At 33.0% G+C, this 13,210-nt stretch carries 15 protein-coding genes and 1 pseudogene; 10 read left to right on the top strand and 6 right to left on the bottom strand.

Features of this window, described 5'->3' with window-relative positions; translation table 11 throughout:
* A pseudogene (locus tag V7S50_RS16795) lies at positions 1-129 on the top strand (aspartate ammonia-lyase); the annotation flags it as partial.
* Positions 130-352: 223 nt separating this feature from the next.
* Here V7S50_RS16795 and V7S50_RS16790 read toward each other — a convergent pair.
* Positions 353-1,207, bottom strand: coding sequence for a manganese catalase family protein (locus tag V7S50_RS16790; RefSeq protein ID WP_242252686.1), 855 nt, complete (start codon positions 1,205-1,207; stop codon positions 353-355).
* Positions 1,208-1,604: 397 nt separating this feature from the next.
* Between V7S50_RS16790 and V7S50_RS16785 the strand changes: the two genes are divergently transcribed.
* Complete coding sequence (locus V7S50_RS16785; protein WP_063223532.1) at positions 1,605-2,288, top strand: hypothetical protein; 684 nt, start codon at positions 1,605-1,607, stop codon at positions 2,286-2,288.
* A 357-nt stretch (positions 2,289-2,645) separates the two neighbouring features.
* On the opposite strand, the gene V7S50_RS16780 is transcribed toward V7S50_RS16785, so the two are convergent.
* On the bottom strand, positions 2,646-3,779 hold the full coding sequence (locus tag V7S50_RS16780; protein ID WP_242252687.1) for a zinc-dependent alcohol dehydrogenase: 1,134 nt from the start codon (positions 3,777-3,779) through the stop codon (positions 2,646-2,648).
* A gap of 266 nt (positions 3,780-4,045) precedes the next feature.
* Here V7S50_RS16780 and sasP point away from each other — a divergent pair, with 266 nt between their 5' ends.
* Together sasP and V7S50_RS16770 are read left to right on the top strand one after the other, a co-directional pair.
* Positions 4,046-4,258, top strand: coding sequence for a small acid-soluble spore protein, SasP family (gene sasP / locus V7S50_RS16775; RefSeq protein ID WP_046959866.1), 213 nt, complete (start codon positions 4,046-4,048; stop codon positions 4,256-4,258).
* A 292-nt stretch (positions 4,259-4,550) separates the two neighbouring features.
* A complete protein-coding gene (locus V7S50_RS16770) occupies positions 4,551-5,066 on the top strand; it encodes a DUF3231 family protein (RefSeq protein WP_242252689.1) in 516 nt (171 codons plus the stop codon).
* A 35-nt stretch (positions 5,067-5,101) separates the two neighbouring features.
* Here the strand turns inward: V7S50_RS16770 and V7S50_RS16765 are convergent, their stop codons facing one another.
* A complete protein-coding gene (locus V7S50_RS16765) occupies positions 5,102-5,578 on the bottom strand; it encodes a YndM family protein (protein WP_242252690.1) in 477 nt (158 codons plus the stop codon).
* A 274-nt stretch (positions 5,579-5,852) separates the two neighbouring features.
* On the opposite strand from V7S50_RS16765, the gene V7S50_RS16760 reads away from it, so the two are divergent.
* The 3 genes from V7S50_RS16760 (at position 5,853) to V7S50_RS16750 (ending at position 7,785) form a co-directional block, all read left to right on the top strand.
* Entirely contained in the window at positions 5,853-6,065 is a 213-nt protein-coding gene (locus V7S50_RS16760; protein WP_000069660.1) for an alpha/beta-type small acid-soluble spore protein, read from the top strand.
* Positions 6,066-6,274: 209 nt separating this feature from the next.
* Entirely contained in the window at positions 6,275-6,427 is a 153-nt protein-coding gene (locus V7S50_RS16755) for a hypothetical protein (protein WP_000872953.1), read from the top strand.
* A 14-nt stretch (positions 6,428-6,441) separates the two neighbouring features.
* Entirely contained in the window at positions 6,442-7,785 is a 1,344-nt protein-coding gene (locus V7S50_RS16750; RefSeq protein ID WP_242252691.1) for an amino acid permease, read from the top strand.
* A 52-nt stretch (positions 7,786-7,837) separates the two neighbouring features.
* On the opposite strand, the gene V7S50_RS16745 is transcribed toward V7S50_RS16750, so the two are convergent.
* Together V7S50_RS16745 and V7S50_RS16740 are read right to left on the bottom strand one after the other, a co-directional pair.
* Positions 7,838-8,464 carry a LysE family transporter gene (locus V7S50_RS16745; protein WP_063223527.1) on the bottom strand — a complete coding sequence of 209 codons (627 nt, stop codon included), beginning with the start codon at positions 8,462-8,464 and terminating at the stop codon, positions 7,838-7,840.
* A gap of 91 nt (positions 8,465-8,555) precedes the next feature.
* Positions 8,556-9,314: a YqcI/YcgG family protein gene (locus V7S50_RS16740; RefSeq protein ID WP_242252692.1), complete on the bottom strand. Its 759-nt coding sequence runs from the start codon at positions 9,312-9,314 to the stop codon at positions 8,556-8,558.
* A gap of 517 nt (positions 9,315-9,831) precedes the next feature.
* On the opposite strand from V7S50_RS16740, the gene cotF reads away from it, so the two are divergent.
* From cotF to V7S50_RS16725, 3 genes are all read left to right on the top strand, one after another.
* Positions 9,832-10,311 (top strand): spore coat protein CotF, encoded by a 480-nt coding sequence (gene cotF / locus V7S50_RS16735; RefSeq protein WP_242252693.1) that lies wholly within the window; start codon positions 9,832-9,834, stop codon positions 10,309-10,311.
* Between the two features lie 342 nt (positions 10,312-10,653).
* A complete protein-coding gene (locus V7S50_RS16730; RefSeq protein ID WP_000256787.1) occupies positions 10,654-11,160 on the top strand; it encodes a DUF2243 domain-containing protein in 507 nt (168 codons plus the stop codon).
* Complete coding sequence (locus tag V7S50_RS16725) at positions 11,150-11,983, top strand: cytochrome c oxidase assembly protein (protein WP_242252695.1); 834 nt, start codon at positions 11,150-11,152, stop codon at positions 11,981-11,983. Before V7S50_RS16730 ends, V7S50_RS16725 begins: the two co-directional genes overlap by 11 nt.
* A gap of 286 nt (positions 11,984-12,269) precedes the next feature.
* On the opposite strand, the gene V7S50_RS16720 is transcribed toward V7S50_RS16725, so the two are convergent.
* Positions 12,270-13,127 (bottom strand): MBL fold metallo-hydrolase, encoded by an 858-nt coding sequence (locus tag V7S50_RS16720; RefSeq protein ID WP_309259028.1) that lies wholly within the window; start codon positions 13,125-13,127, stop codon positions 12,270-12,272.
* Positions 13,128-13,210: the final 83 nt, after the last annotated feature.

Here is a 13,210-nt window from a genome sequence, read left to right as displayed (position 1 = left end):
GGGCAATCCGTTCGAGAACTTTGTGTGAAAAATGGTGTATTGTCACAAGAAGATTTAGAGTTAATTCTAGATCCATTTGAAATGACACACCCAGGGATTGCAGGAGCAACTCTTTTAAAGAAAAATTAAAAGAAGAGGGGGACAAGCCCCTCCTCTTTTTTACAATATAGGGAGGTTATAAGTAAGTATACAGTGGCGGCTAATGGTTCATAGAAACAAAATTAAGAGGAGCAAAAATATGATTTAAATAAAGAGGATTTATTAAAACATCCTATCACATTAACAACAAGCTTACATGAATTTTTATAAAGAACTATGACCAACCATGAATAAATAGTTGGCCATAATTATCTTAAAGATCCATATCTTTTAATCCGGGACTATGCTCATTTGGCATTTCAGGAAGCTCTGGTACAGGAAAACCTTTTGGCGGGTCAGTTACTGTTAGTGTTCCTTTGTTTCTACTTGGTGATTCACCTTGGAATATTTCTCCCATTCTTGTTGGATCTAAACTAAAATTAAATTGTGCGTTATGGAACCCCATGTCTACATACTTTCTGCACTCTGGGTATTTATTAATATCATAGTTCGGCACAGGGAAGAGTTTCCCCCATTCAACCCCAAGTGTCTCTAAAGCTTTTGCAAAAGCATTTTGATGTGCATTATCACGTACAATTAAAAATGCAAGTGTTTCTCTAAAGGTTTGATTGGAACTCATTTCATAAATTCTAGTTTTTTGAAGTACACCTGTAGATTCAAGTACGACATTATCTAATAAATCGCTAATTAAGTTTCCATGACTATATACCCAAGATCCATTCCATGGGTTACCAGCTGCATCAACAGGTAATGAACTTTGAGCACCTACAATAAAGTGATGAGGATTTGCATGTTTAACCGCTTCGTCAAGTGGTGCTGTGTCAATACCAGCATTTCCTGGCGTAGGTTCACCAGTTCCAGTTAATAGTTGATTAATTGTATGTTGTACAAGTTCTACATGGCTTATTTCCTCTAAAAAAACACCTCGAAGTAAATCACGATATTGCTTCTCTTTACCTCTAAAATTTGAGCTTTGGAAGAAGTATTGCATCATTGTACGCATTTCACCATAATGCCCACCTAATATTTCTTGTAAAACTTTTGCAGCAGCTGGATCTGGTTTATCCGGCTTAATCATATTAATTATTTCATCTTTATAATAAAACATGAAGTACACCTCTTTTTTAAGTTAGTTAACATTGTTATAGTTTCCAATAATAGGATGTTTATTACTTATATTTCTCTTTTCTCTGATTGTGGGTTTTTCTTCAAAAATGTGAAGGTGTGAAACAACCATTTTAAAGTTGAGATGAGTGTGGGGAGATTTGAACTTGTATTACTTTTAAATAAAGTCACGGTGTTATTAAAAAAAGAAGCATTGTTTTGAAGAAGGACGAGATGTTTATAAAAAATTTACCATGATTTACTCCTTTGTGTTAAGTGACAAGAAAGTTGTTTCATTAAAAGGCCATTTTGTGAAATAAGAGGAAAGGTCTCATTCTCAATTTTAATAGACATTTTAATTCGCGTACTGATAGAATAAGCAGAAATATAATATAGGTGGGATGGAATTGAGAAAAAGATTAGGCTGCTTACACGCCCATTATTCGAATATAGAATATATAGAAAATGCACTTTCTTCATTTAACATTGAATTAATCCATTTTGTTGACCCGGCATTAATGTATCGAGTTACATCAAATGAAAATTTCCTAGAATCAGATGCTCAACTGAAAGTTAAAGAGCAAATAGAATGGATTGCCCAATGTAATGTTGATGCTATCCTTATTACTTGCACAAACTATATTGCAATTTTACAGGAAGACCAACTCTCAACATCAGTGCCAATTATTAAAGTTGATGAACCTTTCTTTGATTACATCAGCAATATACAGCAACCTCAGACAATTCTTTTTACAAATCCTGCAACTGTTGAAGGTACAGTAAAACGTCTTAAACATCATGCTAATAACTATCAAAAATCTTTAGATTTAGAAGTTATTGTTATAGATAGTACTTTTGAATTGATAATGCAAGGGCTAAAAGAAGAATACAACCAAGAAATTACAAAGTCCTTAAATCAAATCATTAAAGATGAAAAAAAAGTTATCTCCGTTGCTCAATTATCTATGGTTGATGCATCTCAGCAAGTTGAGTATAAAACATCTAAGACTATTATTAATCCATTGAATACATTAGTATCTTACATTGTTAATCAATTAGAATTAGAGAAGAAAAATCAGTTATAAACTGATTTTTCTTTCAGCTAAAGGGCGTTTTAAATGAGCAAGGATCACAAAAATTATCAAACTTTTTTATAAAAGGATGATTCAATTAAATATAGAAAAAGCGTGTTTTAATCAAAAAAATTTTCAAAACACGCTTTTTCTATTTGTTCTTTTATCAAGGTTTATTAAATTAATTGAATCAAGCCTTATACAAAAGCTACAACTTGCATTTTTTGTATAATAAAGAGGGCATAAAAGAAGGTAGGATGTAATCAAAAATAACTACTAGTTTTGGGTGAAAAAGATAAGGGCATGGATTTTAATCTTATCTTTAGCTTTAAGAATAGTTAAAAATAATCATTTAAAAAGGATGTATTTTCAAGGCTTCAAAATGACTTTTATACAATCATCTTCCCGATTATTAAAAATTTGATAACCATAGCTCGCTTCTTCAAGGGGGATTTTGTGTGTAATAATCTCTTTTGGATCGAATTCTTTGTTTGTTATTTTTTCAAATAGTTCCGGCATAAAATGAATGACAGGTGCTTGTCCCATTTTCAGATTAATATTTCTAACCCAAAATGCTCCGAGTGGAAATGCATTATAATTACCACCATAAACACCAGTCATTTGAACTGTTCCATATTTTTTTACGGCTTTCGTAGCAATTTGAATAGGACCGAGGGTACCACCTTGTAGTTTTAATTTTTGTTCCAGAAATTCTAGAGGCGATTTTTTACCATCCATGCCTACGCAATCAATGACTACATCCGCACCGCCATGTGTGATTTCTTTTAAATGTTCTCCCATATCAGGAAATTTTGTAAATTCAAATACCTCAACATTGTTAATCTTTTTTGCATAATTTATTCGATAATCTAAGTAATCGACTGCGATTACGCGTTTAGCACCTTGCATCCAAGCGAATTTTTGTGTCATTAATCCAACAGGTCCACAACCAAGGACAATAACAGTATCACCTCGCTTAACACCTGCATTTATTACACTCCAATAGGCTGTTGGCAAAACATCCGATAAAAAGAGTAGGGATTCATCTTCAAGTTCGCATGATTCCGGTATAACAAATGGAGTGAAATTTCCAAAAGGAACTTTTAAATATTCAGCTTGTCCGCCCGGATGGTTACCAAATTTCTCTGTATAACCAAAGTATCCACCAGAATCGTAATGAGGGTTCGAGTTATCACATTGACTTTCCATTTCGTGTTGGCAATAAAAACAATGTCCACAAGCAACATTAAAGGGGATAACAACACGATCTCCTTTTTTCACTTTAGTAACATCTGGGCCCACTTCTTCAACAATTCCCATTGGCTCATGGCCAATAATGTATCCTTGAGGTAAAGGCATGTTACCTTGATATAAATGTAAATCAGAACCGCAAATAGCGGTTGAAGTAATCTTTACAATAATATCATCTTTTTTCTCTAACTTTGCATCATCCACTTGTTTAACCTGTACTTGGTTTGGTCCTTGATAGGTTACAGCTTTCATAATTTTATATCTCCTTTTGAATCATTTCTCAAGACATACTTCATATGTATCTCTTTATACAACAGAAACCTTTCTTACACTCATTACAATGGGAATACACATAGTGTTGTTATGAATATGAAATATTTTATAGCAACTTTTTTCTCATTACTTTTAGCACTATTTTAAGAAGAAACCCAATATTTATACATAATCTAATTCCCATAAAAAGGATAACTATTTTTTCATAATTCGTAGCATATTAAAAACATTGGAGGTGAAACGATATGACAAACAATAACAGTGGAAGTCGTAATGAATTGTTAGTTCGAGGTGCTGAACAAGCTCTTGATCAAATGAAATATGAAATTGCACAAGAGTTTGGTGTACAACTGGGTGCAGATACAACAGCTCGTTCAAATGGATCTGTTGGTGGTGAAATTACAAAACGTTTAGTAGCAATGGCTGAACAACAACTTGGTGGTAGAGCTAACCGCTAAGAGAATTAGTATAAAATATAGCAAATATGTAAATCAATTTCTTTTGTGTATGTATAAAAGCAAACCCTTATAGTAAATGAATTCTCACTCAAAGATTATTGATAATCTTCTTTCATAATCTTTGGGTATTTAATTTGTAAACTACTTTCCTAAACAATAAACACGTGGTGTTGGAAAGGTGTTTTCCATGCATAGTAGAAAATCTTTTGCAGGAAAAAGCATACTTAAAAATTTGATTTCAATATTGAAATCAATATTTTTCATGATATTTTCGAAAGGGAGGAATTTAAAAATGGGTATATTAAGTGGAAATCCTCAAAATGAACCTTTACATTACGGAGAGGTATTTGACATTTGGAGTTATCTTCTTGCTGCACAGGGTGCGATTGCAAGCCACCAAGTATTTATGAATCACACAGGTGATGAAGATTTGAAGAAGTTTTTAGAAGGCTTAATTGAAAATGATATGAATTCGGAAATAGAAGAATTAAAGGCGCTTTTAAAAGTTAATGGGGTCGCTTTACCGCCTGCTCCTCCAGAACGACCAGTTGCATCTATCGAAGATATTCCTCCTGGAGCACGTATTAATGATGCAGAAATTGCGGCAGCTGTTTCTGCAGGATTAGCAGCTGGACTTGTGACATGTAGTCAAGTAATGGGAAAATGCCTTCGAGAAGATGTAGGCATGTTATTTGGACAATTTCATATGAAAAAAGCGCAGGCAGGTGTAACATTGCTACGTTTAAGTAAGAAAAAAGGATGGGTAGTTCCACCTCCATTACATGTAAGAAATTCAGATCAAGCTTAATAAGCAAAAATAAAAAAGTGGCGTTGGCCACTTTTTTATTTTTTAGATGTATCCTCAAGCTTGGATTTATTTATTGTGGAAGAATCTATATATTCATCTGATATTTCCATAGCGTATTTATCATGATGAATATGATTGTGATTTCTTAATTCATTGTCGTTACGCAGTACTAGCCTCTTCATATAAATGTGGAAGAAAATTTCTGTTCCACCAATAATTAAAGCGGCTATAAATGAAGAAAGTCCAATGTTACGAGTAGCATCTAAATTAGTAAACAAGGATGTAAGTAACCAAATTCCAAAGAAGCTTAAGCCTAAATCGGCTATTGTAGCAATCATATTTCCGTATTTAGGTAAAATGAAGAGATCTCCGATTAAATAGGCAGCTCCTGTAAGGAAAAGAGAAATTAGTAATACTTTAGGAATTGAAATGCCTTTAAAGATACTAAGTATAATTAGTAATACTGCAGTTATTGCTGTGTATTTAATTAATAAAGCAACAATATGTTTCATCATTTTCCTCCATTGTTTAAAAGTATATGGAATAAAATATTTCATTAAAAACGGGTTATGCTGTTAAATAGCTTAACCCGTTTTATGTTGTAATGGAGGCCTATTTATGATATCCCATGGCACGTAAGATGTATTTCGTTCTCCTATACATGATTATTTTTGGTTTAAAGAGGATCAACTATACCTTTGAATTCACGGTCGTAATTACCAATTAATTAGCTATATATTTTAGCATGTAATTTAACATATTAAAGAAAGAAGGAGGTGAATGAACATGTCAAACAATAACAGTGGAAGTAGCAATCAACTATTAGTACGTGGCGCTGAACAAGCTCTTGATCAAATGAAATATGAAATTGCTCAAGAATTTGGCGTACAACTTGGTGCAGATGCAACAGCTCGTGCAAACGGATCTGTTGGTGGTGAAATTACGAAACGTCTTGTATCATTAGCTGAGCAACAACTTGGCGGTGGCGTTACTCGTTAATTTTATATATGAAATGGATATAGAGGAGAGGCATGCCGTCTCTCCTTTCCCATACATTTTTTTAATAAATAAGCTTAGTAGCGTTACAATTTTTTCGACTTTATTTGTTTAACTGTTAGACTCTCGAGGTTTTAAATACATAATTAATTTTTGTGAAATAAAAGGATAAAAGATAAGAGGTTATATTTGATGCGAAAGGGGCAGAAAAAATGAAATATGAAGCGTTATTTACAGTTGAGATTTCTGTAGGAAGTGAAAGAGTAGCAAACCATAAAATAAAGGCTCATGATGTCGTTGATGTTGTTGAAAAGCTTGCTGAGAAGTACTTAAGTGATCATGAGGGGCATTCTCAAAATGAATAAAGGAGAATAGTGATATGACCTGTCATGATGTTAAGAACGAAACGAAAGAAAAAAAAGATTTAAAATGGTGGCAACTCTCACTTATTGGGATTGGTTGTACAATAGGGACCGGCTTCTTTTTAGGATCCAGTATAGGAATTAAAATAGGCGGTTCGTCAATTATTCTTATTCTTATTTTAACTGGATTTACTACTTATATTGTATTTGAAGCATTGGCAAAAATGGCTGTAGAAGATCCGCAAAAAGGATCTTTTCGCATTTACTCAAAAAAAGCTTTTGGAAATTGGGCGGGTTTTAGTCATGGATGGACATATTGGTGTTCTGAACTGCTTATTATGGGCAGCCAGTTAAGTGCGTTAGGAATCTTTTCACGCTACTGGTTTCCTAAAATACCGTTATGGATATTTGCTGCTATATATGGAGTAGCGGCTATATTAATTATTTTTATAGGGGTAAAGATATTCGAACGTTTAGAGAAATGGATGGCTATTATAAAAATCGCTGCTATTATGGGGTTTATTGTAATTGCTATTTTAGTTATTTTAGGATTTATAAAGGGTGGTTTATATAAAGCACAAATTCCGCGGGATTTTAAAGACTGGTTCCCAAATGGATTAAAAGGCACTTGGTCCTCTCTAATTTATGCATTTTATGCATTTGGAGGAATCGAAATTATGGGGTTAATGACAATAAGACTGAAAGACCCTAAAGATGCACAAAAATCAGGAAGAGTAATGTTAATGATTTTAACGATTATTTACGTAGTCTCTTTAGGGTTGGCAATTATGATGGTTCCATTAAACCAGTTTAATACGAAAGAAAGCCCTTTTGTAATAGCATTACAAGACTATAATTTGCCGTATGTGCCATTTATTTTAAATGTAGTATTAATTTTAGCGGGTTTTTCAACATTAGTTGGTTCATTATTTGCAGTGACAAGTGTATTAATGAACTTAGCTGAAGAAGGTGATGCACCTGCAATGTTTGCTAAAAAAAACAAAAAAAACATCTCTTTCCCAGCTCTAATTCTTATTATAATGGGACTTGGTGCTTCTATCCTTAGTGCTTTATTACTACCCAAAAATATATATGAATATGTAACAACTGCAGCTGGACTAATGTTGTTATATACATGGAGTTTAATTCTTCTTTCATTTTGGAGATTAATGAATCCAAAAGGTTGGATGCAGATAAAAAGTATTATTGGTCTTATTATGATTGCACTAGCTGTTAGTGGAACACTATTGCAAAAAACAACGCGTTTTGGTTTCCTAGTGAGCTTGTTGTTTTTAGGAATAGTTATTATTGTTACTGTAATTGTTCATTTTGTCTCAAGGAAAAGGAATACAGCTATATGAAGAATCTATTTTTACACAATATGAGTAGTATGTAACAATTAAATAATAGAAGCTATTGAAAAATGATTTGGTAAGTTTGAAAACCAAAATATAATCCATAAATAATAAGTGATATTCCAGATACTACCGTTATAAGAGACAATATGCGAGCATTCAAAATTTTACGAAATATACTAGATGTACTCGCCATCGTAATATCCCAAATGAAAATACCTAAAATAATACCAAAGCTATATAACAAAAGCTGCTCTTTATTATAGGAAGAAGCGGCTTTTGCTAATATAGAGCCGAAAATTCCAAGCCAAAATAGAATTGTTAATGGATTCGATAAAGACATAAAAAAACCAGAAAAAAAGCTTTTAATAATTGAATCATCATTTCTAGTATTACTAATGCTAATTTGATTCGCATTTTTTAAACTTTCAATGCCTGTATAGATTAAAACAAAAGCGCCGAAAGACCATAAGAAAAGTTTTATGATATCTTTTTCGAGGAAATGAATTACACCTAAATAAACAAGTGCCATGTAGATAACATCTGCAAGTAAGGCTCCTATGCCAAGGATCCAAGCGTGAAAAAACCCACTCCTAATACCTTTTTCTAGCTGCGCAGCATTTATAGGTCCCATTGGAGCAGATAATGATAAACCTAAGAAAACATAGCTTAAAAATATGCCCACGTATAATATGCTCCTCCCACTAAATTTGATCTATATTAAATCTATTCAGTGGTTAAAGTTTGTACAACTAAATAATAAAAAACGGAGTGAATTACTTATTTTTATGAAAGTATTTTATGATTCGAGAAAATGGACACTTGGATGGGATGGTTTCATCATCACGTAAAAAATATTGCTGCCATTCATAATTATCTTTTTCACCATAATCTTTCAGAGAGGGATGAATAGGAGCTTTGTCATAAGCGGCTAGACGTTGACGTATTAAGTTTTTTAGTTTTCTACTGCGTTTCTCAGAATTCATAATCCCCTGTAAAACCCATCTAGGGGTTAAAGCAAGCATCATACATGAAAAATGTCTACTTTGTCTATTGACATGAGCGGGTGTAGCGCAGTAAACGAAATATGATTCATTATGATAACAAAATTCCCAAGTATTCTCCATAGGGTCATTTGGAATGTGTGTAGGCCATTCCATCTCGTCCAATCGACTAGTTGTATTAAGTAGAGACCAATAAATATGTTCAAAATCTTCAACTGTAGTTTCTCGCAGTAAATCTATTGGTGTATGAATAAAAACAATAAGTGAGGCGTATTGACCTGTGTCTCTAGAACATTCGGTATATTCTTTAAGTAATGCAGCAAAACTCTCACTAGTATTCGTATCTCTAGGATCACCAATAAATCCGTACCTGAGGTGATTTGCTGTAAAGCCGTGTTGAGCTGGTATACAAGGAAACAGTTTATCTTTATCTGTCATTTTTAATTTAAAAGAACGGAAAGCTTCTCGTTGCCAATGTGGAAGGGTAATAATATTTTTTTGTAAAGAATCTTTATCATAAAGTATAGTCATCTTTTTATCCCTCCTAAGTCATAATATCTAACCTATTAATTATTTAAGAATAGGTGACTAACACAGCTTAAATAACTATTTTTCAATTTATTTTAATTATAGGATTTAACGAATAATCTCTGCAATATAGTTACTTTAATAGTTAATATCTAATAATGTATAAATTTAAGTAACCATAAAATTTGAAAAATATATAAGGAATATGTAGGTACAATGTTCACATTTATATTTTCTAACTAATATGGTTTATAACGAAACAAGAAAGGATGTATTATGATGGGGATTTTTAAGGAAGAAAAAATTAAATTTATAGATTGTAAAGGCGAAGAAGTCATTTTGAAAATCAAAATTAAGGATATAAAAAAGTAAGGAAGAGGAATTAAGGATACTTTATTGTGATTAACATAGAAGGATGAAAAGTAATCATGAATTAGATTGAAATGAATTCATGTAGTATAGGCCCTTTTTGAATTTTTTTGCATAGTGTGGCATGAATGAATATTAAGGGGGAACGTCTATGTCTTATCCTAATCAGCTAGCTTGGCATGAAACATTGGAGTTACATGAATTAGTAGCATTTCAAGCAAACGGTTTAATCAAATTAAAAAAATCAGTTAGGAATGTACCTGATCAAGCACTTCAATTGTTATATATTAAAGCTATAAATGCCATCCAAAACAATCTACAAGAGTTAGTACAATTTTATCCTTATGCTCCTGGATTTCAATCGCAGCATCGTGATGACACTGGATTTTACGCTGGAGATTTACTTGGATTAGCAAAGACATCTGTTCGAAACTATGCAATAGCGATTACCGAAACTGCAACGCCGCGACTTAGAGAAGTTTTAACCCGTCAAATAAATGGTGCTATACAATTACATGCACAGATTTTTAACTTTATGTATGAACGTGGTTACTATCCAGCTTATGATTTAAAGCAACTATTAAAAAATGATGTTCAAAATGTGCAAAAGGCAATACAAATGCAATATTAAAATGAAGATTTGGAAATGATCATTAGAGAAAAACTATAGTTTATTTACAGAGGATCAAATAGTTAAGACTATATGGTAATTTCCATTGTTAATAAATTGAGTAAATGCTAAAAATATAGATTCATTCTAAAATGTTAAAGAAATTATACTAGCGCTATTTTAGAATGGTGAACCCCTTAAAGCTTTTTTAGTGAGTTTTAATCAAATATTAAATACGCTTGAGAATAAGTATTTATATGATACATCTAATTGAATGTTATTTTCCTTTGGCACTAAGTATGTTTAGCACGTTTTTCTTTTGGGAAAAATAAGAATATACATTAGTGGAAAGGATAGGATTTAATGGTTACCAAAACCGATAATACAAGCTATTTAACCTCTTCTGTTTATTTGACCCGTAATCTATGGTCAGGTATCTTGTTTGGGCTAGGGTTAGTAGCTTTTATAGATGAAACTATTTTTCATCAACTGCTACATTGGCATCATTTCTATGATAAATCTACAACAGATATTGGACTCATTTCAGATGGTCTTTTTCATGCTTTTAGTTGGTTTGCAACGATTGGTTCCTTGTTTATGGTTGCTGATCTTCGCCGTAGAAATGCATTTTGGTTGAAAAGATGGTGGAGCGGATTAATGCTTGGTAGTGGTGGATTTCAATTATATGACGGTATAATTCAACACAAACTAATGAAAATACATCAGATTCGATACGTAGATAATGTTCTTATCTACGACGTAATATGGAATATAATTGCGACTGTAATGCTCTTAATTGGCATACTGCTAGTTTTTCAGACAAGAACTGATGAAAGATTATTGAGAGGTAAAAGCTTAAATGAACAATAACCATCTTCATCATGAAATATGGAATGCACTGGATATTGTACTATTCGTATTCATTTTAATTATGTTAATAATTTATATAGTAGCCACGATTTTATCAAATCGCCATTACAAACGATGGCCGTTATATCGAAGTGTCTTCTGGGTTTTAGGACTTATTTGTGTGGCAATAGCAGTTGTTGGGCCCTTAGCTCATCGTGCTCATAATGATTTCACAGTGCATATGCTTGTGCATTTACTTCTTGGGATGCTTGCTCCAATTTTTATAGCATTAGCCGCTCCAATGACTCTTTTTTTACGAACGCTCAATGTGAGAACAGCGCGACGTCTTTCAAGGATACTAAAGAGTAGGTCTCTACAACTTCTTACTCATCCAATTATCGCAACCTTGCTTAATTTAGGAGGACTATGGATTCTCTATACGACTAGCTTATACTCGATGATGCACGAAAGTATACTTCTTCATTTATTCATACATTTCCACGTTTTTATTGCAGGATATCTGTTTACCACATCAATGATTTATGTTGATTTAATATCCCATAGGTATAGCTATATGTACCGGTCAATTATTTTAATAATTGCATCAGCTGGTCATGGGATATTATCAAAATACATATATGCTCATCCGCCTGCTGGTGTAGTTACTGAACAAGCTGAAACTGGGGGCGTGCTGATGTATTATGGTGGGGATTTCATTGATATTGTTCTTATTTTTATACTTTGTTTGCAATGGTCTAGGGGTAGCAGACAGAGAACAAAAGTTAATAATGTAGTAAGGTCATGGGATGTATCGGGTTTTTTGAAACTAAAAACTTTGAAATGAAATTTAGTTAAACTGTATTATGGATTAAGTATGGTATGAACAAAATTTAAAAAAGTATGTTAAAAGTAAAAAGAGCAGTTATTTCTTATGACTGCTCTTTTTTATGGTAAGAAGTACAACCTGGGTAAGAAGCAGGCTACACTACAGGTAGTGTTTGCAGAATATTGAGTTTTATTCAACAAGGATAGTTCCATTCTTAAAATAGAGATGTTGCCTAAGGTTATTATTTTTACATATTTTAACATTATTTGATGTTTTGATTTTGTGATACATTTTAGTTTTTTGTTTAATTTATCTTTTCATCTATATATTTTCCGTAATCAGGTACAGCAATTTTATCAAATTCTTGAACGAGTGTTTTGAGGCTTGTTGATAGCAATTCACCTGACATCGGTATCCCATGTCCAGTAATAGCGGCTAGAGGCTTTAACTTCTCTAGTTTTATAACTGATTCTTTAGCAACTTTCCAGTCTGTTGTTAAATAACGAGGCGGACCACTTATTTCCTGTTCCTGAGTAATTACTTTATATAGATATTCCTGCTTCACCGTAACAAAAGCGTCCCCAGCAATTAAAGTTCGGTCTTTTTCTCGGAATAATGAAATATGTCCTGGAGTGTGTCCTGGAGTATGAATCCACCTAAACTCTGGCATATGGGGAACAGTTCCATCTGTAGGTAGCACTTTTATGCTATTTCCTAAATCAATCGGTTCGTTAGGGAATAGAGGGGACATTTTCGCTACCATCCCACCTTCAACTGTTGGATCTGGTTCAGGATAGCTTTGTTGTCCAGTCAGGAACGGTATCTCCATTTGATGGGCATAGACTGGAACATCCCAATACTTGATGAGTTCAATTATTCCACCAACATGATCAAAATGCCCGTGAGTTAAAATGATTGCTTTTGGGCGGCTGTTTGTACCAAATCGATCCTCAGCGACAGAGATAATTTCATTTGCACATTTAGGCATACCAGCATCAACTAAAACAAAATCATTGCTCTCGGGATTTCCAACAAAACAGATGTTGACGATTTGAATCGTGTAACAAAATAAATCAGGCAATACTTCGATGCCATGACCACTTTCAATTGAAGTTGCTGGAATAAACTTGTAATCACTTCCATAATTCATCTCATTGTCCACTTTTTATCCCCCTTAATATATGTTAATACGACATTATAGTTCCCTAATTTTGAAAATCCATTTTGGAGGATTTGAGAAAAGAA

Origin of the sequence: Bacillus sp. CCNWLW194 (assembly GCF_037120585.1) — a bacterium.
GTDB classification, from domain to species: Bacteria; Bacillota; Bacilli; order Bacillales; family Bacillaceae_G; genus Bacillus_A; species Bacillus_A basilensis.
The sequence above is the reverse complement of the archived record's forward strand: the minus strand, read 5'-3'. Positions and strand labels throughout refer to the sequence as shown.

Bases quoted from the DNA above. Each gene is read 5' to 3' on its own strand.
- V7S50_RS16770 (WP_242252689.1), top strand. From the start codon at position 4,551: ATGGGTATATTAAGTGGAAATCCTCAAAATGAACCTTTACATTACGGA.
- cotF (WP_242252693.1), top strand. From the start codon at position 9,832: ATGTCTTATCCTAATCAGCTAGCTTGGCATGAAACATTGGAGTTACAT.
- V7S50_RS16780 (WP_242252687.1), bottom strand. From the start codon at position 3,779: ATGAAAGCTGTAACCTATCAAGGACCAAACCAAGTACAGGTTAAACAA.
- V7S50_RS16760 (WP_000069660.1), top strand. From the start codon at position 5,853: ATGTCAAACAATAACAGTGGAAGTAGCAATCAACTATTAGTACGTGGC.
- V7S50_RS16785 (WP_063223532.1), top strand. From the start codon at position 1,605: ATGGAATTGAGAAAAAGATTAGGCTGCTTACACGCCCATTATTCGAAT.
- V7S50_RS16765 (WP_242252690.1), bottom strand. From the start codon at position 5,578: ATGAAACATATTGTTGCTTTATTAATTAAATACACAGCAATAACTGCA.
- V7S50_RS16730 (WP_000256787.1), top strand. From the start codon at position 10,654: ATGGTTACCAAAACCGATAATACAAGCTATTTAACCTCTTCTGTTTAT.
- V7S50_RS16755 (WP_000872953.1), top strand. From the start codon at position 6,275: ATGAAATATGAAGCGTTATTTACAGTTGAGATTTCTGTAGGAAGTGAA.
- V7S50_RS16750 (WP_242252691.1), top strand. From the start codon at position 6,442: ATGACCTGTCATGATGTTAAGAACGAAACGAAAGAAAAAAAAGATTTA.
- V7S50_RS16790 (WP_242252686.1), bottom strand. From the start codon at position 1,207: ATGTTTTATTATAAAGATGAAATAATTAATATGATTAAGCCGGATAAA.
- V7S50_RS16725 (WP_242252695.1), top strand. From the start codon at position 11,150: ATGAACAATAACCATCTTCATCATGAAATATGGAATGCACTGGATATT.
- V7S50_RS16740 (WP_242252692.1), bottom strand. From the start codon at position 9,314: ATGACTATACTTTATGATAAAGATTCTTTACAAAAAAATATTATTACC.
- sasP (WP_046959866.1), top strand. From the start codon at position 4,046: ATGACAAACAATAACAGTGGAAGTCGTAATGAATTGTTAGTTCGAGGT.